At 60.3% G+C, this 22253-nt stretch carries 20 protein-coding genes; 8 read left to right on the forward strand and 12 right to left on the reverse strand.

The window, feature by feature from the left end:
- Positions 1-26 precede the first annotated feature (26 nt).
- On the reverse strand, positions 27-1610 hold the full coding sequence (locus tag FBY01_RS13925) for an aldehyde dehydrogenase (NADP(+)) (RefSeq protein ID WP_145308365.1): 1584 nt from the start codon (positions 1608-1610) through the stop codon (positions 27-29).
- Positions 1611-1775: 165 nt separating this feature from the next.
- On the reverse strand, positions 1776-2714 hold the full coding sequence (locus FBY01_RS13930) for a cyclase family protein (protein ID WP_102595064.1): 939 nt from the start codon (positions 2712-2714) through the stop codon (positions 1776-1778).
- 583 nt (positions 2715-3297) lie between these two features.
- On the opposite strand from FBY01_RS13930, the gene FBY01_RS13935 reads away from it, so the two are divergent.
- The 6 genes from FBY01_RS13935 (at position 3298) to FBY01_RS13960 (ending at position 9992) form a co-directional block, all read left to right on the forward strand.
- Positions 3298-3573 carry a hypothetical protein gene (locus tag FBY01_RS13935; protein WP_145308363.1) on the forward strand — a complete coding sequence of 92 codons (276 nt, stop codon included), beginning with the start codon at positions 3298-3300 and terminating at the stop codon, positions 3571-3573.
- A 286-nt stretch (positions 3574-3859) separates the two neighbouring features.
- On the forward strand, positions 3860-6580 hold the full coding sequence (gene mgtA / locus FBY01_RS13940; RefSeq protein WP_145308361.1) for a magnesium-translocating P-type ATPase: 2721 nt from the start codon (positions 3860-3862) through the stop codon (positions 6578-6580).
- A 186-nt stretch (positions 6581-6766) separates the two neighbouring features.
- Positions 6767-8422 (forward strand): Na/Pi cotransporter family protein, encoded by a 1656-nt coding sequence (locus tag FBY01_RS13945; RefSeq protein ID WP_145308358.1) that lies wholly within the window; start codon positions 6767-6769, stop codon positions 8420-8422.
- A complete protein-coding gene (locus tag FBY01_RS13950; protein ID WP_010455279.1) occupies positions 8410-8784 on the forward strand; it encodes a DUF2493 domain-containing protein in 375 nt (124 codons plus the stop codon). The genes FBY01_RS13945 and FBY01_RS13950 overlap by 13 nt, the downstream gene beginning before the upstream one ends.
- A 16-nt stretch (positions 8785-8800) precedes the next feature.
- A complete protein-coding gene (locus FBY01_RS13955; protein WP_145308357.1) occupies positions 8801-9568 on the forward strand; it encodes a hypothetical protein in 768 nt (255 codons plus the stop codon).
- 106 nt (positions 9569-9674) lie between these two features.
- Positions 9675-9992, forward strand: a complete 318-nt coding sequence (locus tag FBY01_RS13960; protein WP_083376481.1) for a DUF2388 domain-containing protein — start codon at positions 9675-9677, stop codon at positions 9990-9992.
- A gap of 63 nt (positions 9993-10055) precedes the next feature.
- Here the strand turns inward: FBY01_RS13960 and FBY01_RS13965 are convergent, their stop codons facing one another.
- Positions 10056-10976: a pyridoxal-phosphate dependent enzyme gene (locus tag FBY01_RS13965; RefSeq protein WP_010455286.1), complete on the reverse strand. Its 921-nt coding sequence runs from the start codon at positions 10974-10976 to the stop codon at positions 10056-10058.
- Positions 10977-11076: 100 nt separating this feature from the next.
- A complete protein-coding gene (locus FBY01_RS13970; protein WP_010455288.1) occupies positions 11077-11868 on the reverse strand; it encodes an SDR family oxidoreductase in 792 nt (263 codons plus the stop codon).
- Positions 11869-11992: 124 nt separating this feature from the next.
- On the opposite strand from FBY01_RS13970, the gene FBY01_RS13975 reads away from it, so the two are divergent.
- Positions 11993-12940, forward strand: coding sequence for a GlxA family transcriptional regulator (locus FBY01_RS13975; RefSeq protein ID WP_077749447.1), 948 nt, complete (start codon positions 11993-11995; stop codon positions 12938-12940).
- A 57-nt stretch (positions 12941-12997) separates the two neighbouring features.
- Here FBY01_RS13975 and FBY01_RS31555 read toward each other — a convergent pair whose 3' ends face one another.
- On the reverse strand, positions 12998-13135 hold the full coding sequence (locus FBY01_RS31555) for a hypothetical protein (protein WP_178113258.1): 138 nt from the start codon (positions 13133-13135) through the stop codon (positions 12998-13000).
- 155 nt (positions 13136-13290) lie between these two features.
- Between FBY01_RS31555 and FBY01_RS13980 the strand changes: the two genes are divergently transcribed.
- Positions 13291-13950 (forward strand): isoprenylcysteine carboxylmethyltransferase family protein, encoded by a 660-nt coding sequence (locus FBY01_RS13980; protein WP_145308387.1) that lies wholly within the window; start codon positions 13291-13293, stop codon positions 13948-13950.
- A 105-nt stretch (positions 13951-14055) separates the two neighbouring features.
- On the opposite strand, the gene FBY01_RS13985 is transcribed toward FBY01_RS13980, so the two are convergent.
- From FBY01_RS13985 to FBY01_RS14015, 7 genes are all read right to left on the reverse strand, one after another.
- Complete coding sequence (locus FBY01_RS13985; RefSeq protein WP_145308355.1) at positions 14056-14724, reverse strand: HAD-IA family hydrolase; 669 nt, start codon at positions 14722-14724, stop codon at positions 14056-14058.
- Between the two features lie 53 nt (positions 14725-14777).
- Entirely contained in the window at positions 14778-15179 is a 402-nt protein-coding gene (locus tag FBY01_RS13990; RefSeq protein ID WP_010455297.1) for a response regulator, read from the reverse strand.
- A gap of 111 nt (positions 15180-15290) precedes the next feature.
- Entirely contained in the window at positions 15291-16898 is a 1608-nt protein-coding gene (locus FBY01_RS13995) for a GMC family oxidoreductase (protein ID WP_010455299.1), read from the reverse strand.
- 59 nt (positions 16899-16957) lie between these two features.
- Positions 16958-18175, reverse strand: a complete 1218-nt coding sequence (locus tag FBY01_RS14000; protein WP_083376477.1) for a mandelate racemase/muconate lactonizing enzyme family protein — start codon at positions 18173-18175, stop codon at positions 16958-16960.
- A gap of 1 nt (position 18176) precedes the next feature.
- Positions 18177-19496: a nitrate/nitrite transporter gene (locus tag FBY01_RS14005; protein ID WP_010455304.1), complete on the reverse strand. Its 1320-nt coding sequence runs from the start codon at positions 19494-19496 to the stop codon at positions 18177-18179.
- A gap of 84 nt (positions 19497-19580) precedes the next feature.
- On the reverse strand, positions 19581-21005 hold the full coding sequence (aldA, locus tag FBY01_RS14010) for an aldehyde dehydrogenase (RefSeq protein WP_010455306.1): 1425 nt from the start codon (positions 21003-21005) through the stop codon (positions 19581-19583).
- Between the two features lie 137 nt (positions 21006-21142).
- A complete protein-coding gene (locus FBY01_RS14015; protein WP_010455308.1) occupies positions 21143-22075 on the reverse strand; it encodes a LysR substrate-binding domain-containing protein in 933 nt (310 codons plus the stop codon).
- Positions 22076-22253 lie beyond the last annotated feature (178 nt).

Here is a 22253-nt window from a genome sequence, read left to right on the forward strand (position 1 = left end):
GCCATTTGCCGACGTGGGCAAAGTGGTTAGCTCAGGGGCGCCCTGCTCCACTGGCCATCGACCAGTCGATTGAGGCTCAGCGGGTTAGCGTTTTGCAGCGCCTGGGGCAGGTACTCATCAGGATAGTTCTGGTAGCAGACCGGCCGCAGGAAGCGATCAATGGCCAAGGTGCCGACTGAGGTACCGCGCGCATCCGAAGTGGCTGGATAGGGGCCGCCATGCACCATCGCATCACTGACTTCGACGCCGGTCGGGTAGCCGTTGAGCAGCAAGCGTCCGACCTTGTCTTCGAGTAGCGGCAACAGGTCGCCGAAGCGATCCAGGTCCGCCGGATCGGCAATCAGCGTGGCGGTCAGTTGACCGTGCAAACTGCCGAGCACGGCGCGCAGTTGGTGCCGGTCTGCGACCTCCACCACCAGCGTGGCCGGGCCGAAGATCTCTTCCTGCAACAACGGATCGCCGTCGAGCAACAACTGTACGTCGGCCTTGAACAGCTGCGGTTGCGCCTTGGATTTGCCCTGCGGCTGACCGGCGAGGTGATCGACCCGTTCGTGGGCCACGATGTGTTGAAGACCTGCGCGATAGCTGTTCAGGGCGCCAGCGTTGAGCATGGTCTGGGCCGGTTGGCTGCCCATGTTTTGCGCGAATACGTCCAGGAACTCGCTGAACTGCGGCGAGTGCAGGCCGATGATCAGTCCGGGGCTGGTGCAGAACTGGCCGCAGCCGAGGTTGATCGACGCGGTCAGTTCCTCGGCGACTTGGCTGCCACGGGTGTTCAGCGCCTCAGGCAGCAGGATCACCGGGTTGATGCTCGACATCTCGGCGAACACCGGGATCGGTTGCGGGCGCGCGGCGGCCAGGTCGGACAAGGCTCGACCGCCCTTCAATGAACCGGTGAAACCGACGGCCTTGATGCCATCGGCCTTGACCAACCCCTGGCCGACACCCGCGCCGTAAATCATGTTGAACACGCCCGAAGGCATGCCGGTGCGCTGTGCCGCGCGCACGATGGCGCCGGCCACGCGGTCCGCGGTCGCCATGTGCCCGCTGTGGGCCTTGAACACCACCGGGCAACCGGCGGCCAGCGCAGAAGCGGTATCGCCACCGGCGGTGGAAAACGCCAGTGGGAAATTGCTCGCTCCAAACACGGCGACCGGGCCGACGCCGATGCGGTACTGACGGATGTCCTGGCGCGGCAACGGTGTGCGTTCGGGCTGAGCCTGATCGATCCGCGCACCGAGAAAATCACCCCGGAGCAACACCTGCGCAAACAAGCGTAACTGGCCCGTGGTGCGATTGCGCTCACCGCGAATCCGCCCTTCGGGCAAGGCGGTTTCCTGGCACACCAAGGCGATAAAATCGTCACCCAGCGCATCGATTTCATCAGCTATTGCGCCAAGAAACTCCGCACGTCGTAACGGCAACAGCTGACGAAACGGGGCAAAAGCTCGCGAGGCGGCCGTCAATGCCAGCTCGACTTCCTGATCATTGGCCTGATGAAAAACATAGGGCAGTGCTTGCCCGGTGCTGGCGTCGAAACTCTGCAACGTTTCGCCGCCCAGAGCGCTGCGCTGCCCGTCGATAAACTGCTGGCCCAAAATAGCGGACATCAATAACTCCCTCGCCGGCGTTCGGCAGGCGATCATTCGAATTGAAGGGGTACGCCGAAGGCGCACGCTTCACTCTATTGGCCGGGCTGATGGGCAACAAATGACAACAACGGGCCAGGGGATGAGTATTCGTCATCCCCCGCCTGTCATCGGTGGTACCAGGTGTCAGTGAATCGCGACCGGGTTGATGTTGACCTGGGTCGAGCCCTTGTACAGCGGCTGTCCGAGGACGAACATGAACTCCCAGGCCTTGTCCTTCACCAGCGCGCGGCTGTCGATCAATTCAAGGTTGTAGATGCCGTTCTTGGCCAGCATGAACTGGTTGACCGGGAACTCTTGGCCGTCTTTCGCCGGGTAGATCTCCGAGGCCCAGGTGTCGCCGCCGAACGCGACGATCTGCTTGTCCGCCAACCATTTGGCCGCGGCCATGCCGATGCCCGGCTCCACGGCGAGGAATTTCTCGTTGTCCTTGCCCAGCAGTTCCAGCCAACCGGTGTTGAACAGCACCACGTCGCCCTTCTGAATGCTGATGCCTTGCAGGTCCAGCGCCTTCTGGATATCGGCAACGCTGAACTCGGTTTTCTCCGGCACGATGGCGCTGCCGTACACGGCGGTCATGTCCAGCACCACGCCACGGGTGACGATGGGCGGGACTTTTTCGATGCCGAGTTTTTTCACGCCTTCGACGGTAACGAAGTCCGCCGCACGGTTGCCGTTGTAGTAGACATTGTCGATGCCGATATGGCCGATGCCGTTGAGTTGGGTGCCGACACCGGTCCAGCCGACCACCAGTTCATCGTTGAAGGTGAACTTGTTAGGCCCCATGGTGGTGCCACCCGCCTCGCCCGGCTGGATGTTGGTCAGGTGAAAACTGCGGTGACGGAAGGCGGGCAGAGTCTTGTCGATGGGCACGGCCAGCGGATAGGTTTTGCCGCTCTTGATCAATTTGGAGGCGTTGATCACCGACTCCGCGTTTAGCAGATTCAGCGCGCCGATTTCATCGTTGGCACCGTATTTCGAGGGGTACCATTTTTCGGCATCCGCCGCGTGAGCTGCATGGAGGGTGAACAACAGGGCAAACGGCAGTACCAATCGGGTCAGCATGAGCGGGTCCTTGTGAGGTTGCAGTGGACCCAAGGTACGCAGCCCGTCTGTGGGGAAACAGACAGGGATGGGCAATACAATTGTTCTGGATTATCACGAGTGCCATCGGTGGGGGTGAGCCTGCTCGCGACAGCGGCGGGTCAGCCAGCATCGACGTCGGCTGACAGACCGCTATCGCGAGCAGGTCCACTCCTACAGGGAATGTTGTAAGCCGGAGGGCCATTAGGGGGCTGGCAGCCATTTCGTATGCAACTAACTGTCAATTAGCTGAACCAGTTCTAACTTCAATATCAAGTTTCGATGTTTTCCCCATTCATCTTGGTATTTGGCGGGTATTGGCAGTTGACTTCACCCACCTCCCTGAGTAAATTGCCCGGGCCTTCGACGAAGGCCTTTTTTCAACTCACAAAAGAATCCAATGGACACAGTATCTAGTCGCTGTCGGGTCGCTGCGAATTCGCGGAACCTGGCACATAACCCAGTAAATGACGGGACTCGACTTTTCGGTCGGGTGAGCTGCGCTAGAGCTTGATGCTCCACCGTAACTTGCCTCACCGGCGTCCGTCCGGTCCAGAGGCATGTTATGAACTTCAAAACCACCGTAATGCCGGGCGTGCGCGCCTTTGCATCGACCATGCGGGTCAAGCTGTGCCGTGAGCGTCTGTTGACGACTCGGGTCAGCGCCCCGTTTTCCAGCCCTTCCGCCCCTGCCAAGGCACACCCTCGTGCCAACTGGCGCGTCTGCCCGATGACGGGTCGGCTTCAGCAACGCTGGAGCTTCGACGACAGCCAGGAACCACCGAGTCGGCGCATCGCGCGGATGCTCGGTCTTACCTTCGAGACCCGCGCATTCAGTTGACCTGAAGGCACTTTAACGTTCTTCCCCCAGCGTTTTCCTTGATAGGAAATTCGGCAACTTCTTATTGCCTGTTAAAACACAACGTTATCGGAGTTAGTTATGGACGAAGCCAGTAGACGGTTCGCTGCGCATCAACTTTTCATTGATACGCAGCGAACGTTAAAACACAAGAAAACAACACTTTCGAAATTGATCGCCTGTTTGCGACTCGACATACACTCGCTCGCCTATGAATAGTTGAGCGAGCCGTGTGTCGTGCCGCAAGACGGCGGCAGGAGCACACACAATGACGACTGTAAAAACGCCGAATACTCGCGCCAAAGGCGCCAGCAGCGATAACGCCAAACTGTCGATGCGCGCCGCCCGGGAAGCGCAAAACGGCCTGACCGTGACCCTCGCCAATCTCAACGCCACCCCTGACGGTTTGACTGAACTCGAGGCCGAAGGCCGGCTAGCCCGCGCAGGCTATAACGAGGTCGCCCACGACAAGCCGCCTCACGCCATCGTCCAACTGCTCAAGGCCCTGAACAATCCCTTCATCTATGTCCTGCTGACCCTGGCAGGCATCAGTTTCTTCACCGATTACTGGCTGCCGATCAGCCAGGGCGAAGGCGACGAAGCGGACCTGACCAAAGTCATCATTATCATGACCATGGTTACCCTGAGCAGCCTGCTGCGGTTCTGGCAGGAATACCGCTCGGCCAAATCCGCCGAAGCCCTCAAAGCCATGGTGCGCACCACCGCAACCGTGCTGCGACGCGGACAAAACGGCAACACCCCGGTGCTGCGCGAAGTGCCGATGCGCGAACTGGTGGCCGGCGACATCGTTCAGCTCAGCGCCGGGGACATGATCCCGGCGGACATCCGCCTGATCGAATCCCGCGACCTGTTCATCAGCCAGGCGGTGCTGACCGGCGAAGCCTTGCCCGTCGAGAAGTACGACACCCTGGGCGACGTCGCACAGAAGTCGGCGACCCGCAGCGCTGCCGATCAATCCAACCTGCTGGACTTGCCGAACATCTGCTTCATGGGCACCAACGTGGTCAGCGGCACGGCCAAAGCGGTGGTGGTCGCAACCGGCCCGCGTACCTACTTCGGCTCGCTGGCCAAAGCGATTGTCGGTTCGCGGGTGCAAACAGCCTTCGACCGCGGTGTGAACAGCGTCAGTTGGTTGTTGATCCGCTTCATGCTGGTCATGGTGCCGATCGTGTTCCTGCTCAACGGCTTCTCCAAGGGCGACTGGAGTGACGCGTTCCTGTTTGCGCTGGCAGTCGCGGTTGGCCTGACCCCGGAAATGCTGCCGATGATTGTCAGCGCCAACCTGGCCAAAGGCGCGATGGCCATGGCCAAGCGCAAAGTGGTGGTCAAGCGCCTCAATGCGATCCAGAACTTCGGTTCGATGGACGTGCTGTGCACCGACAAGACCGGCACCCTGACCCAGGACAAGATCATCCTTGAGCACCACGTCGACAGCAACGGCCGGCGCGACGACACGCTCCTCGAACTGGCGTGGCTCAACAGCCATCACCAGAGCGGTCTGAAAAACCTGATGGACCAGGCGGTGGTGCAGTTCGCCAACGCCAATCCAAAATTCAGGGTGCCGTTTGCCTACAGCAAGGTCGATGAGTTGCCGTTCGACTTCGTCCGTCGGCGCCTGTCGATCATCGTCAAGGACAGCCGCGACGATCACCTGATGGTGTGCAAAGGCGCGGTCGAGGAAATGCTGAGCATCGCCAGCCACATTCACGAAAACGGCACCGTCGTGGCACTCGATGCACAGCGCCGCAAAGACCTGCTGGCGCTGGCCAACGAGTACAACGAGGACGGTTTCCGGGTGCTGCTGGTCGCCACCCGCGAGATCCCGAAAGCGCAGAGCAAAAACCAGTACAACACCGCGGATGAGCGCGAGCTGGTGATTCGCGGCTTCCTGACCTTTCTCGATCCACCGAAGGAAACCGCGGGCCCGGCGATTGCCGCGCTGCGCGACATGGGCGTGACCGTCAAGGTGCTGACCGGCGACAACGCCGTGGTGACTTGCAAGATCTGCCGCGAAGTCGGGCTGGAACCCGGTACGCCGCTGCTCGGGCCAGACATCGAGAACATGGACGACACCACCCTCAAGCTGCGGGTCGAAGAACGCACGGTGTTCGCCAAGTTGACGCCGCTGCAAAAGTCCCGGGTGCTCAAGGCGTTGCAGGCCAACGGTCACACCGTGGGTTTCCTCGGCGACGGCATCAACGACGCCCCTGCCCTGCGCGATGCCGATGTCGGCATTTCGGTGGACAGCGGCACCGACATCGCCAAGGAATCGGCCGACATCATTCTGCTGGAGAAGAGCCTGATGGTGCTGGAGGAAGGCGTGCTCAAGGGCCGTGAGACCTTCGGCAATATCATGAAGTACCTGAACATGACCGCCAGCTCCAACTTCGGCAACGTGTTCTCGGTGCTGGTGGCCAGTGCGTTCATTCCATTCCTGCCGATGCTGTCGATCCATCTGCTGCTGCAAAACCTCATGTACGACATCTCTCAGTTGTCGCTGCCGTGGGACAAGATGGACAAGGAGTTCCTGCGCAAACCACGCAAGTGGGACGCGAAAAACATTGGCCGTTTCATGCTGTGGATCGGGCCGACCTCATCGGTCTTCGACATCACCACTTTCGCCCTGATGTGGTACGTGTTCGCCGCCAACAGCGTGGAAATGCAGGGCCTGTTCCAGTCCGGCTGGTTCATCGAGGGGCTGCTGTCGCAGACGCTGGTGGTGCATATGTTGCGCACGCAGAAGATTCCGTTCTTCCAGAGCACGGCGGCGTTGCCGGTGATCCTGATGACCGGGTTGGTGATGGCGCTGGGTATCTACATTCCGTTCTCGCCACTGGGTACTTTGGTCGGCCTGCAACCGCTGCCGTGGGCGTACTTCCCTTGGCTGGTGGGCACCCTGCTCAGCTACTGCGTGTTCGCGCAGATCATGAAGACGATCTACATCCGCCGCTTCAAGCAGTGGTTCTGATGGCCTGAGCCCCCGGAGTACGGGGGCAAACCCAAATCACCTGAACACCACAATTCCCTGTAGGAGCGAGCCTGCTTGCGAGGCAGTGGATCACTCAACATTGATGTTGGCTGACAGTCCGCTATCGCGAGCAGGCTCACTCCTACAGGGGAATGCGCTTAACCCTATCGAAAAGGGAGAGTCCTGATGTCGGGAACGACTCTACTGATCAACCTCGCAGGCTCCATCGCACTCTTGCTGTGGGGCACTCACATGATTTCTTCGGCGTTGTTGCGCGGCTTCGGCACGCCGCTGCGCCAGTGGCTGGGCCACAACTTGAACAACCGCTGGATGGCGCTGCTGTCGGGTATCGGCATCACCGGCATCCTGCAAAGCAGCACCGCCGTCAGCCTGATGGCGACGTCGTTTACGGCCGCCGGGACCCTGGGGCTGGCGCCGGCGCTGGCGGTAATGCTCGGCGCCAATATCGGTTCGACCCTGGTGGTGCAACTGCTCAGCGTCGACGTTTCAATCCTCACACCCATCGTGTTGCTCGCGGGTTTGATGGTGTTCCGGCTGCGCGATGACTCACGCTACGAAAGCGTCGGCTGTGCGCTGATCGGCCTGGGGCTGATGTTGTTGGCCCTGCGCATGCTCGGCTCAACCCTGGCGGACGTCGAAGGCACGCCGGTCTTCCAGCTGATCATGCAGAGCCTGGACGGCGATCTGCTGATTGCGTTGCTGGTGGCGCTCATCCTCACCTGGCTGTGCCATTCCAGCGTGGCGGTGGTGTTGCTGATCGTCTCGCTGGCCGCCACCGGCTTGCTGTCGGGAACCACCCTCGTCGCGCTGGTGCTCGGGGTGAACATTGGCGGTGCGCTGCCTTCGGTGATCAATGCCGGTTCGAGCGTCGGCCGGCGCTTGCCGCTGGGCAATCTGCTGGTGCGTGCGGTCGGTGCCTTGGTGGTGTTGCCATTTGCCGGGCTGCTGGCCGAGCTGAAGCTGGAGCCCTCGGTGCTGGTGGTGTCGCTGCACAGCGGTTTCAATGTGCTGCTGGCGCTGGTGTTCATCGGCCTGACCGATGTGCTCGCCAAAGGGCTGACCCATCTGCTGCCGGCCCCCGAGCGGGATGTCGATCCGGGCATGCCGCACTACCTCGACGAAGCGGGTCTGGAAGTGGCCAACATCGGCCTGTCCAACGCCGCCCGGGAAGCGTTGCGCATGGCCGACATGCTCTCGGCAATGCTCGGCCGCCTGGTGCAGCTGTTCCACACCTCGGTGCCCGCCTGTGCCGATGAAGTGCGACGCGTCGATCAGTCTCTGGACCTGCTGGGCGCGGCCATTCGGGCTTACCTGGCGGACATCGGCAAGGAAGGCATCAGTGACAGCGATGCCGATCGTTCCCAGGAAATCCTGCTGTTCGTGATCAACCTCGAACATGCCGCGGACATTCTTTCCAGCAGCCTGACGCAGTTGGCCATGCGCCGCTTGCGCCGTGGCGAACAGTTCTCGGCGTTCGAGCTGGGCAACATCGCGCCGCTGCACGACGCACTGCTGGAAAGCCTGAGCCTGGCGATTACCGTGTTTCTGCGTGAAGACATTCCCACCGCGCACCACTTGATCCATCGCAAGGAGACGGTCAGAAGGCTCGAAGCGCACGCCAGCCGCGAGCACTTTCGCAAGTTGCAGGAAGACAAGAACACCTGGGCGGAGTCCGGCGACATCTTCCAGCGGGTCCTGCGCGATTACCGCCGCGTGCATCACCACATCGCCGCCCTGGGCTATCCGCTGCTGGAGCGTGCCGGCGAGCAACCGGTCGAGAGTACCGACCTGACCAAGGAGAATTCCTCATGCGCCTCTTGATCTGCGCGGGCCGCTATTACGCCGACAGCCGTCTGTGCCGACGGGTCCTCGACGCCTTCCAGCGCCTGCACCCCGTGCGTGTGCTGATCCATGGTGGCAATCAATACCTGGGCGGAGACATCGAAGAGTGGGCCCGGGAACACGGCGCCGACATCGTGCGCTACCCGCCCAACTGGCAGCGCCACGGCAAGTTGGCTGAACGACTGCGCAACCACTTCATGTTGCTCGACAGCCGACCTGACGTGGTGATCGCCCTGCCCGGCGGCGAAGACACCGAAGAGTTGGTCGCCCGGGCCCGGACGGCCGGCTTGCAAACCCTATCGGTAGAGGATCGGGGGCTGACCGCCGCCGCCATCAAATAACTTCGAGATAAACTTCATGCAAAACCCCACTCGTCTATTCGCGTCCTTCGTGCTCAGCCTGCCAGCCGCTCAAGGCCGGCGCCTGCGCCGCAATCTGTTGTTCGTCAGCCTCACTCTGAGCCTGATTGCGGTGCTCAGCATCATCTCCAAAGCCAACGCTGCCGGCGGTGCATATACGGTGGATGACGCCGGAATCAATGCGCCCGGCGAATGCAACATCGACGCCTGGTATCAAAACGGTCGGCACGGCTCATCCAGCAGCGTGGTGTCACAGGACTGCACGCTCAAAGGCCTGCCCAACGTGCAACTCGGTGCCGCCGTGCAGCACGACCGCGACGACGGGGACTCGGAAACCCGGTTGAGCCCGCAATTCAAGGCGCAAATTTTCTCCCGGGAAGACCTTGGCCTTGAGTTGGCGCTGGCGGGGTCGACTCACTTTGCCTTCAATCGGGCCCACGCCTTCGATGGCGTCGACCTGAACCTGCCCCTCACCTACCAACCTTTCGAAACCCTGCGCCTGAACCTCAATGCCGGCTGGACCCATGCCTATGACGATGGCGAGCAAAACCATCGCTGGACCTGGGGCACCGGCGTCGAATACGACCTGGCCCGTTCCCTGACGCTGATTGCTGAACGCTACGGCCAGCAAGGCGGCGAACAGGCATGGCAGGCCGGGCCAAGGTTGCATGTCGGTGAGCGCATCGACGTCGATCTGGTGGTGGGCCGCAACCTGACGGGGGAACGGGATCAGTGGCTGACCACCGGAGCAACGCTGCGGTTTTGAACGATTAGGTGCGGATAACGCATCCACAGGGAACTCCTGACGTTCGCCAGGCATCCTAAATGATGAAGTACTCCTTTTTTTGCTTCACGCTTCAGAGGACATTGCTATGCGCCGTCTGATTATCATCTCCTCATTCATGTTGTGTTTGCCCTTCGGTTCGGCCTTCGCCAAAGTGGACGCCGGCGATGTCGCCACCTCTGCGGGGGTTTCCGCATCACTGTACTCGACGTTCAAGGACCACAAACTGGCGATTCCCGCCCGTGATGACGCCTCCAGCTTCGTTGCCAGTGGCGGTACGATTCGCGGTGTGTACCTGGAGTCGGTGTTGAATCAGATTCGCCAGGAAAATCCCGGACTCGAAGCCAGCGACGAAGAGCTGGCCAGAGCCATCCTCATCCACGAAGGCGTTGCTGCTGGCCAATGAAGGTTGAAAAGGTAACGGTGGGGCTCGCGACAGCCGGATAGTCTCCAGCCCTGCCCCTTTGCTTCACCCCGCGGACAAGCGCGCCCACCCGGCCACCAGCTGCGCGCTGATGCTGACTCCGCCACACACCACAATCACCACGTCATGGGCTTCGGCGATCGCCGGATGGTCCAGGTATGCCACCGCCAATGAAACGCCGCACGCCGGTTCGACCAACTGGCGCAGGTCGTTGGCGTAACGCACCACGCCCATGATTGCCTCGTCATCACTGAGCACCACGCATTCGTGAGGAAAGTCGAGGATGTGCTGCACCGGCCACGCGGCCACTTTCGCAGCGCCCAGCGATGTCGCGACGGTGTCGATACGCGGCAGCCTGACGGGATGTCCGGCCTCGACAGCGGCGGCAAAGGAGGCTGCTCCTTGGGTTTCGCAGGTGATGATCCGGCAGTCCATGCGATGGTGCCGGATCAAACCTGTCAGCAACCCCGCCAGTAATCCACCGCCCCCGACCGACGTCACCAGCGCATCGACTTGAGGGCAATCCTCGAGGACTTCATCAATCAGGGTGCTGTGCCCTTCCCACAGCACGGGATGATCGAAGGCGGGCACGTACTCGGTATCCGCATCCTGTGAAAGCGCTTTGGCCCGTTGGTTGGCCTCGTCCCAGACCTTGCCGTGAACGATGACCTCGGCGCCGGTTTTCCTGATCCTGGCACGGGTGGTTTCCGGGGTGGTGTGCGGCACAATAATGCAGGCTTTCAGCCCGAGGGCAGCGGCGGCCATGGCGGTGGCAAAACCGGCGTTGCCGCCGGAAGGACAGACGACTTTGCTTTTGCCTTGGTCCTTTGCCTGACTGCACAGAAGGCCCATGCCGCGTAATTTGAACGAGCCGCTGGGTTGCAGGTTTTCCAGCTTGAGCCAGATGCGCCGGGTCGGCGTTGACAAGCCAGGGTGCAGAATCAAAGGCGTTCTGATGTGAAGCATTGTGTGCTCCCTTGGCAGCACCGGCCTGTCGAGGTTTCGGCGAGCCGGTGATGAACGATCCTTCTCCAAGCTTAGTTCACCCTGCCCCAGGGCTATCGGTTTACCGGTAGCGCGGTGCCGCCGATGAGTGGCCGAACGAGCCTGACAGCACTTGGCGCTGGGTTTCGTAAGCGTCCCATTTATCAGCCTCGTGCAGGCCCGGGATGGTCACCACTTCACCCTTCGCCAGGCCGACCAGCGCCGCATCGACCATGTCCTCGGCGGACATCACGATCTCTTGTGGCAGGTTTTCCACCGGGTTGCCGGCCTCGCTCCAGAAATCGGTGGCAGTTGCGCCGGGCAACACCGCCTGAACGCGTATGCCCTTGTCGGCCAGTTCGTGGTGCATCGATTGGCTCAAGCCCAGCACGAAAGCCTTGGTACCGCCGTAAACGCCGTTGAGGATTTCTGGAGCGATTGCGACGATGGAGGAAATGTTGATCACGGTGCCGGTGCCCCGCGCGACGAAGCCGGGCACCACGGCATAGGACAGACGCATCAGCGCGGTGACATTGAGGCTGATCATGGCGTCCATGTCGTCCACCGGGCTGCCGAGCAACGGCATCACGCCACCAACACCGGCATTGTTGACCAGCAAGGTGATGCTCGCGTCGTTGCGCAGAATGCTTTCAACCCGTAGCAGGCCGGCTTTGTCTTTGAGGTCGGCAGCAACCACTTCCACGGCGCGGCCGGTTTCGTTGCTCAGATGATTGGCCAAAGCGTTGAGTTTGCCCTGGCTGCGGGCGACCAAAATCAGGTCGTAACCCTGCCGGGCGAGACGGTCGGCGTAGACCGCGCCAATGCCCGAAGAAGCGCCAGTGATCAGTGCAGTGCCTTTGGATGAAAGAGCCATGTTCAATTTCCTTCACAGTGAGGCGATAAGGTCGCCGGGTGTGAACTGTTATAAATTGACTGACGCTCGTCTCAAATGACGTTTAAAGTACGTTTTTCGGACATTGGCTTTTGAGGGCACCATCATGACTTCCGTGGCGTTCGTGGTTTTCGAGGGGTTCCAGTCCATGGCGTTGGCGGCGATGCCGGTGTTCGAGTACGCCAACTTCAGCGCTGGCGAAGCGCTTTACGAGGTCAGCGTGATCTCTGAGGAGGGTCGCTCCCTGCGGGCTTCCGGCGGTTTGAGTGTCGGCACCCAGGCGTTTGATGAGCGGGTGTTCGACACGGTCATCGTGGTCGGCGGCGATTCGATTCTCGAGCAGGCGCCCGAGGGTGTGTTGGCGTACCTGCGCGACAGCGTGAAAACCGCCCGGCGCACCGCGTCGATCTGCTCGGGGGCATTCGTGCTGGCCCAGGCCGGCCTGCTCGACGGACGGCGGGCCACCACGCATTGGGCCTATGCGCGGGACCTGCAAGCGCGGTTTCCCTCGATCAAAGTGGAAGATGATCGTATTTACGTAGTCGACGGTTCCATCTGGACCTCCGCCGGCATGACTGCGGGCATCGACCTGGCGCTGGCGATGGTTGAAAAGGATCATGGCGCCGACCTGGCCCGTTCGGTGGCGCAGAAACTGGTGATGTATCAGCGCCGCGCGGGTGGTCAGTCGCAGCATTCGGCCTTGCTGGAACTGGAGCCCAAATCCGACCGCATTCAGACCGTCCTCGGCTACGCCCGGGAACACCTGACATCGGCGTTATCGGTGGAGCAACTGGCGGAAGTGGCACGCCTCAGCCCACGACAATTCAGCCGCACCTTCCGCGCCGAGACCGGGCAGTCCCCGGCCAAGGCCATCGAAAATCTGCGCCTGGAGGCGGCGCGGCAAATGCTCGAGCGCGGACGGCTGACCCTCGACCAGATCGCCGCCGAGGCCGGCTTCACCGACCGCCGCCGCATGCGCGAAGCCTTCCTCCGGGCGTTCGGTCAACCGCCGCAGGTCATTCGGCGTAATGCCAGGTCGCAGATGACGGCGTGAGCGTCAGCGCGGGGGAAGCGCTGCTCGCAGGTCGACCGTTTTATACAGCGGCATTAATCACAGGGCCACGCCATCGGCCTGGGCCAGCGGCATCAACCTTTGCATCGCCACCTCGAAGGGGTCCATCCACGCAGGCATCGGGGGCGCCCCCTCGTCGAGCGGCTCGAAAAAATCATCCCAGTGAATCGGAATCACCAGCCCCTTCCAGGGTTTTCTCGCAGACCCGATTCAAACGGTCCATGCACCTCTGCTTTTGCCTGACCGAAACGTTTCCTGACGCCAGCCCAAACCGGCGAATCGGCATGAACATCTACACTGAAGACATCGGTGCAAAGCGGGAATGGGTGCCCATGAAAATCTCGGCCAGGCTGGCGTTTTTCGCCATCGTCTCCACCCTCGCCTACCTCGGTCTCGCGGTGTGGGGTTTGGGCGGGTTTGCGGCGTTCTTCACCCATGCGCCGCTGGTGGTCGTTGTTATCGCCACCTTGGTAATGGTCGTTGCCTCGTTGTTCACCGAGGTTAATCTGAGCCCAGGGGAACGTGAGGACCGGGCCAACCGCTGGGTGCTGCCGGCATTCGGCGTCATAGGACTGTTGAGCGGGTACCTGCCGGCCTACACCGACCGCATCGACTTCTGGACCTTCGGCGGTGAAGGCGTGCGCTGGGTGGGGGCATTACTGTTCATTCTCGGCGGCGCGCTACGGCTGTGGCCGGTGTTTGTGCTGGGCAAGCGGTTTAGCGGGTTGGTGGCGATTCAGCCGGGGCACAGTCTGGTGACCGAAGGGATTTACCGCCGCTTGCGCAACCCCAGTTACCTGGGGATGTTGGTCATCGCCGTGGGCTGGGCGCTGGCGTTTCGCTCGGGGGTCGGGCTGTTGCTTGCGGCGCTGACGGTAATTCCGCTGATTGCGCGGATTCATTCGGAAGAGGCGTTATTGAAGGCGCAGTTCGGGAATGAATATGAGGCTTATTGCGCCCGGACTTGGCGGTTGATCCCCGGGATTTATTGACCCTGCACAGTCCCAATGTGGGAGCGAGCCTGCTCGCGATAGCGTCGGCACATCCAGCATCTGTTTGACTGAAAGACCGCTATCGCGAGCAGGCTCACTCCCACATTAGAGTTGGTGCAGGCGGATATGGTTATCGGGAGCCACTTGCGCCGCAACGGAGTCATAGCTGGCCAATGTCGCATGCACCGTCTGAATCGGATGGTCATGAGTCGAGGTAATGATCACAAGGTCCGCCCCTGCCGCCTCCGCCGCCAGAATGCCCACGGCGGCATCTTCAAAGATCAGGCAGTCAGTCACCTCGAGGCCTAGCCGTTGAGCCGCCAGGCGATAGCCCGCTGGGTCCGGTTTGCCGGCGCTGACGTCTTCGGCGGTGACCATGACATCGGGTTCGGGAATCCCTGCTGCCGCCATCCGGCGCACCGCCAGTGCTCGCGGTGCCGAGGTGACGATGGCCCATCGGTTCTTGGGCAGGGACCTGAGGAAGTTCGCCGCGCCGGCCACTTCGACCACCCCCTCCACGTCCTCGATTTCCGCTTCGGTGATCCAGTCGGCTTGGGCCTTGGCATCCACTCCGGACAACGCCAGACGATTAATGGTGTCGATGGCGCGGGCGCCGTGAATGGTCGGCAGAAAGGACTCGACATCCACGCCGTGCTGCAAGGCCCAAGTGGTCCAGATCCGCTCCGCGGCGGCGATGGAGTTGAGGACGGTGCCGTCCATATCGAACAGGAACGCGCGATACGGGGTATTGAAAACGGAGTTGTGGGCAGACAAGGATAAGCTTCCTTCGTGTGTCAGGCAGGTCCGTTAATGTACACGAGCGACACTTACTGTCGCGACTTGAAGGCCGCCTCGACACAATCCAGCAGTTGTCCCAACGCCCAGGGTTTCTTGATGAACGACACCTTATGCCGGACCCCGGAGGATTTGGGAGTTTCAAAACCGGACATGATCATGATCGGCTTGCCGGGCCAGCGATCGCCGAACTCATTGGCCAGATCCGCGCCGTTCCGCTTTCCGGGCATGGTGATGTCCGTCAACAACAGACCGACCTCGTTGGCGTGTTTTTTCAGGTATTCCGATGCGGCATCCGCGCTGACTTGCGGTTCAACCATGAAACCTTCTTCCTGAAGAATTTCGCAGAGAAACTCAAGAATAAGCGGGTCATCTTCAACCACCAGAATCAACCTGCCAGGAAGCTGCTCGCCCGCCGTCGGTGTTGGACACATGACTTTGCCACTCCCTGATTACCTAATGAATTCGCAGGCTCAAAACCGCTGCCTACAGGTATGAGCAGCGGATCTGCAGGAAATTCATTTTTGATACACCGAGGCGATAAATCAGGCGTCCTGCAGAATCAGATCGGCCCCCTTCTCTGCCACCATCAACACGGCCGCATGGGTATTGCCGGACGTCACGTTAGGAAAAATGGACGCATCGACAATGCGCAAGTTGTCTAATCCATGAACTTTAAGGCGTTTGTCGACCACCGACCGCTGCTCGTCCGTGCCCATCGCACAGGAGCCGCACAGGTGATAAATCGAACCGCTGTTTTCTCGAAAATACTGCAGCATCTGTTCGTCACTTTCGATGGCGGGCCCCGGCAATACTTCCTCGACCGTGATGCCTTTGAGTGCGGGGGCCTGCATGATTTTGCGCATCAAGCGGCTGCCCTGAATCACTTCATCGATGTCCTTTTGCGTGCTCAGGTAATTCGGATCGATCAGCGCCGCGTCCCGAGGATTTTTTGAAGCAATCTCGATGTGGCCCCGACTGGTCGGACGGCAGGGGTTAAAGCACAACAGGAAGCCGGAGTAGGGTTCGGGCTTGAGGCTGGCTTTGTTGTTTTTCGGAATCTGGTACGAAAGCGGGTTGAAGTACAGCTGCAAGTTCGGGTTGGCCTGCTGTTCATTGCCACGAAAGAACCCACCCGCCTGATTGACGCTCATTGCCAATGCGCCCTTACGGGTGAACAGGTATTTCAAACCCAGCTTGAACTGGCCGAACAACGAACTCAGTTGATCATTGAGCGTTGGGATATTGGCTTTGTAGTAATAACTGGCGCACAGGTGGTCTTGCAGGTTTTGTCCTACCGCTGGCAAGTGCTTGATCAACGGAATGTTGTGCCTGGCCAGCAGCGCCTGATCGGCAACACCGGACAATTGCAGAATCTTCGGAGTGTCCACGGCGCCGGCACAGAGGATGACTTCCTTGTTCGCGGTAAAGGTCCGCACCACGCCATGCTGGCTAATGGAAATCCCTGTCGCACGGGCGTTATCGAACAGCACTCGATCGACCAACGCATAATGCTCGACCGTCAAGTTCGGTCGACTCAATGCCGGATGCAGGTGCGCAAAACTGCTGGAGCAACGCTGGCCGTTGCGGGTATTGACGTCGTAGATCCCCGAGCCTTCGAACCTCGGCCCGTTGAAATCATCGCTGTGCGGGTAGCCGAGTTCGTCGCAACCTTTGAGGAACACATCGCAAATGGGATGAGTCTGGCCCTTCATCGGCGTAATGCTGATCGGACCGCTGCCGCCGTGATACTCCGTGTCGCCCAGCGGATGGTTTTCCAGTTTACGGAAGTACGGCAGCACGTCCTTGAAGCTCCAGCCTTCATTGCCGTTGGCCGCCCAGTCGTCGAAGTCATGGGCCTGGCCACGGACATAGATCATCGCGTTGATCGAGCCCGAGCCGCCCTGGACTTTTCCGCGAGGCGCATAGATTTCACGGTTGTTCAGCTGTTTTTGCGGCTGGCTGTAGTACATCCAGTTGAAGGTCGGGTTGTAATACATTTTGGCGAAGCCAACCGGGATCTTGAACCACAGGGAACTGTCCTTGCCGCCGGCCTCCAGCAACAGTACCGAGTGTTTGCCCGAAGCCGAGAGCCGATTGGCGAGGATGCAGCCTGCGGCGCCAGCGCCAGCGATGATGTAGTCGTAAGTCATGCACGGTTACCGCGTAAGTCGTTTTACAAAAAGCCGCCCGTCATGGGCGGCAAATCCCGTCAGCCGCGGGCTGGCGATATGTCTTTGACGTCAGCCGGCATCGGCGCCATTTGCAGGTGCAGGCGCTCACCGGTGTAGGGCGAATGCTTGCGCACCACGTCCATGTTCAACTCCACGCCCAGGCCTGGTTCGGTGGACGGAATGATGTAGCCGTCCTCCCATTGCAGCGGCTTGGTCAAGACCTCGGCGTGGAAACCGCCCCAGGTCATGATGCTTTCCTGAATCAGGAAATTCGGCGTACAGGTCGCCAACTGGAAACTGGCGGCGGCACCGATCGGTCCGTTGTAGAGGTGTGGAGCGATTTGGGCGTAATAAGCCTCGGCCATGCTGGCGATTTTTTTCGCTTCCAGCAGACCGCCGCAACGGGCGACGTTCATCTGCAGGATCGAGGCGCCCCCGGCCTGCAGCAGCTTGAAGAATTCGTACTTGGTGGTCAGGCGTTCGCCAGTGGCAATCGGGATGCTGGTCTTGGCCGCGACTTGTGCCATGGCGGCTTCCTGACCTGGCGGCACCGGTTCTTCGAACCACAGCGGATCGTATTTTTCCAGACGTTTGGCCAGGCGAATCGCCGAGGACGGCACCATTTGTCCGTGGGTGCCAAACAGCAGGTCGCACTTGTCGCCCACCGCTTCGCGGATCTTGCGGCAGAAGGTTTCGCAGCGTTCCAGCACTTCCAGGGAAATCTGGTGCCCGGAGTACGCGGTGTAGGGCCCGGCGGGGTCAAACTTCACGGCGGTGAAGCCTTTGTTCATGTTCTCGATGGCGCACTCGGCGGCCAGGTCCGGGTCGTCGTAGTCGTACTCACCTTGGCTGTTGACCGGGTACAAGTAGGTGTAGGAACGCAGGCGTTCGTTGACCTTGCCGCCGAGCAATTCGTACACCGGCTTGTTGGCGGCTTTACCGATGATGTCCCAGCACGCCATCTCCAGGCCGCTGACCACGCCCATCATGGTCAGGTCCGGTCGCTGGGTGAAACCACTCGAGTACGCCTGGCGGAAAAAGCGTTCGATGTGATGCGGGTCGTGGTTGAGCAGGTAGCGTTCGAACACGTCTTCGATGATCGGCAGCATGGCTTTGGGGCCGAAGGTCGCGGCGTAGATTTCACCGACGCCTTCGATGCCGCAATCAGTCTTGAGCTTGACGAACAACCAGTACATGCCGCCGACGTGCGGTGGTGGTACGGCAACGATATGAGTTTCAAGGGCGACGATTTTCATCTCAGGCACCTGTCTTGATTGAAGATTTACGGTTAATACGAGCGCGCAAGGTCAGGGCCGCCAGGGTCCCGAGCAGGCCGACGAAAGCGATGTAGCCGAAATACAGCTTGTAACCAAAGGCGCCGGGGTAATGCTCGGTGAGGTAGCCGTTGATCAAGGGAATGAAGGCGTCGGGCAAGTACCCGACCACCGAGACAATGCCAATGGCCAGGCCGGTGATACGCAGCGGAACGTTGCAGGTGTCGAGAATCGCCCAGTACAGACCACGAATGGCGTAGGTCATCAAGCCGATGAAGATCACAGTGCCGACCAGCAGCCCCATGCTGTTGAGCGCCGGGAATACGATCAGACCGACCATCGCCAGCGTCGCTAGAAACAGCGCCACGATCAGTACCGAAATGTTCGAGAACCTGTCACCCAGCCAGCCACCGCCGATGCCGCCGATAGGCCGCATCCACAGTTTGATGGTGGTGATGGTGCCGGCCATCACCGCGGTCATGCCGCCGCCTTGCAGGTAATCGGAGAAGCTGTAGGTCGCCCAGAAGATGTGATAGCCGCAGAACACGATGGCAGTGACCAGCCACAGCTCAGGAATTTTCACCAGGGTGGTCAGGTCGCTGAGCAGGTTGTACTTGCCCTTCTCCACCGCCGCCGTGTCTTCCATGGACTTTGGGTCCTTGATCAGTACCAGCACACAGCCGATGGCAATACAGGTGAAGGCATAGAGATAAACCACGTGCTTGAAGCCCTCGGCAGCTGACTCGCCACGGGTTTCGGTGGCGAAGGCAAACAGCCCGAGTGCGATGGTTGCCAGCAAGGCTTCGACCAGCCCGCGACCGCCATCGAGGATGCCGAAGAACCGGCCCTGTTCAGTGTGATGAGCGATCATCTTCACGCGCTTGAGCACCGAGGCCCAGAAGGTCAGGCCGGTGGTCAGGCCCCAGCATCCGAAAATGATCATCAAGCCTGTCATCGACGGCGCAGTGGAATACCAAAGGCCTAATACACCGGTGGCGACCAACGAGAAGAAAATCAGAAAACGTGGTGCGATTCGGTCGGCCAGCCAACCACTGGGCAAATAACTGAGGAGAAAGATCGTGCCCAGCATCGAATACAGATAACCCAGCTCGCTGTGGTTGATCTGGAACACGTCGAGCATGGTGGTCTGGTAGACCTGGCGCAGATACAGAATGGGATAGATCGCGCCGGCGGCCAGCACCAGGAGCATCAGTTGGACGTAACGACTTGCCTTGTCGCTGTGACTTTTTGAACCCGCGTTCGAACCCTGAACAGCGGCAGCAGTGGATGCATGCTTGGACATCTGGAAGACCTCGGGCAGCCCGGTGGTCCGGACGCCCCTGATAATTGTTTTTATAGGTGATGCGTGAGGCGTGTTGCAGGTGGATCAATACTTCATGACCACAAGACGGGTCTGAGTGAATTCGAGCATGCCGTGCTTGCCGTCATCGCCGCCCAGACCGGAGCGTTTCCAGCCGGCGTGGAAGCCCTGGTAAGGATCGGCCGGCGTGCGATTGACGTACAACTCGCCGGCTTCAATGGCGTTGGCGACTTTCATCGTGGTGCGGTAATTCTCGGTGTACAGCACCGAAGACAGGCCGAACTGATGGTCGTTGGCCATGGCCAGCGCTTCGTCGATGTCGCGGTACTTGAGGACCGGCAACACCGGGCCGAAGATTTCCTCTTGAACGATTTCCATGTCCTGGCGGCAGCCGCTGAGCAGCGTCGCCGGATAAAAATGACCGCTGCCTTGCGGGATAAAACCGCCTGTTTCCAGTACAGCACCGTCGGCGATGGCACGTTCGACCATCTGGTGGATGTTCTGCTGCGCACTGGCGCTGACCAATGGCCCCATCAAGCTGGCATCGGTCGCGCGATTGCCGGATTTCACCGCGCCCATTTTGGCTTTGAGCAGTACGAGGAATTCGTCATAAACGCTTTCCTGTACGTAAACCCGCTCTACGGCCGTGCATAACTGGCCACAGTGGGTGGTCTTGGAGGCGACGATTGCAGAAGCGGCGGCTTCCAGGTCGGCGTCGGCCTCAATGATCGCCGGCGTCTTGCCGCCCAGTTCCAGCGACGGCTTGGCAATGTTGGCCTTGCAGTAATCGAGCACGATGCGCCCGGCGTTGACGCTACCGGTCAGGGTGATCAGACCGACAACCTTGTGGGTGCATAAGACAGCGGCCGTGGCGTGATCCATGGTCAGGATATTCACCACACCGTCCGGCAGGCCGGATTGCTGCACCGCCTTGGCGATCTCGAATGCCGAGGTCGGGGTGTTGTTGCTCGGGCGCACGACCACGGTGTTGCCGGCAATCAGCGCCGGGGCGATTTTGCGCAGCAAGGTGTAGACCGGGTAGTTGAACGGAATCAGGCACGCGACCACGCCAATCGGTTCACGGTGCAGGAACAGGTTTTCGTTCGGGCTGTCGCTGGGAATGATCTCGCCTTCGATCCGGCGCGCCCACTCGGCGTGATAACGGGTGATCTGTGCGGCATAACGGGCTTCATTACTGGCGTCGGCGACACTCTTGCCGGATTCGGCAGCCAGGGCTTCACCGATGTGTTCGGCGCAGGCGTCAAGGGCGTCGGCCAACGAACGCAAGTGTTCGGCGCGCTCAATGCTGGTGAGTTTCCCCCAGGATTTCTGCGCGGCGGCGGCCGCGTTGACCGCAGCCGTGGCTTCATCGGCCGTGGCCGCCGAGACGTGCCCCACCAAGGCTTCGGTCGCCGGGTTGTACACCGCGATCAGCGCCTCGCTGGCAGGTTCGACAAAGTGACCGTTAACAAAATTTCGCTCGATTCGCATGTGCATCGCCCATCGTTGTTTTTATCCAGTGCTTGCAGTCTTGGCATCTGAATGGCGTTGAACAAACGATTTATTGAGCGATGTAACATGCTAAAAATGCAGGTTACTCCATAGACGAGTGAGTTTCCCTGCGGGAATCAGCTGGCGGCGGTCGACGGCTCGAGCTGCCTGTGCGCCAACCAGATCTCTTCCTGGAGCCACTGACTGAACACCTGTAATTGCGGCATCAGTGTTTGCTCCGGCCGAGTGACGAGCCAGTAGGATTGATGGCCGTCGACATGCACGTTGAGTACCTGGGTCAACTGCCCGCTGGCCAATTCCGAAGCAACCATGTGCCAGTCGGCGATGGTGATTCCCAGGCCGTCGATCGCCGCGCGGATCGCCAGGTCCAGCAGGTCGAATTCGTACCCGCCCTGGGTGTCGACACCGGTGATACGCGCGGCGTCCAGCCAATGTTTCCAGGTCAGGTAGCGTTGGTCTTCCCGGGCCAGTACATGCAGCAAGGTCAGGCGATTGAGGTCGATGCCCTGCCCGCTCCACTCCCGCGCATACAAGGACGGAGCACACACCGCGATATGGCGCTCCTGGATCAGCAGCGAACTGTCCAGGCCATCCCATTCGCCATCGCCGAACCGGATCGCGCAGTCCAGTGTGCTGGTCTCGGCCAGGCTGTCCTGCAAACGCGTGGTGATGCTTAATTCCAGTTCCGGATGCTTCTCGCGCAGACGCCCCAGACGCGGCATCAGCCAGCGATTGGTGAAGGTGGGAGGCGCGTTGATGTGCAGGCGATTGGAATGGGTTTTCTGCTGGATGCTGCGCACCGTCAGTTCGATTTTGTCGAAGGATTGATGCAGCGCCCGCAGCAAGATCCGACCGGCACTGGTCAGTTCGAGGTGATGGTGTCGCCGCTCCAGCAAACTCTCGTCGAGCTGTTCCTCCAGCTGACGCACCTGGCGGCTGACAGCGCTCTGGGTCACGTTCAACAGCTCGGCGGCGCGGGTGAAGCTGCCCGTGCTGCCGGCCACTTCAAAGGCTTTAAGCGCGTTGAGGCCGGGCATTTTGCGTTTCATGGAAAGGCACTCAATTAGGGTGACAAGACGCAAAGCATCCCATGCCCGCCGCGCATTGTCCTACAGGATTTTCTCAGTAACATGCATTTGGCGAAGGTTCTCTCACATTTTTTATCGTTTGTTCAACGCATCGCTCATCGCAAGACTGGCCGGCATCTCTAATAAAAATAACCGAGAG

The organism is Pseudomonas sp. SJZ077 (assembly GCF_007993905.1).
GTDB classification, from domain to species: Bacteria; Pseudomonadota; Gammaproteobacteria; order Pseudomonadales; family Pseudomonadaceae; genus Aquipseudomonas; species Aquipseudomonas mandelii.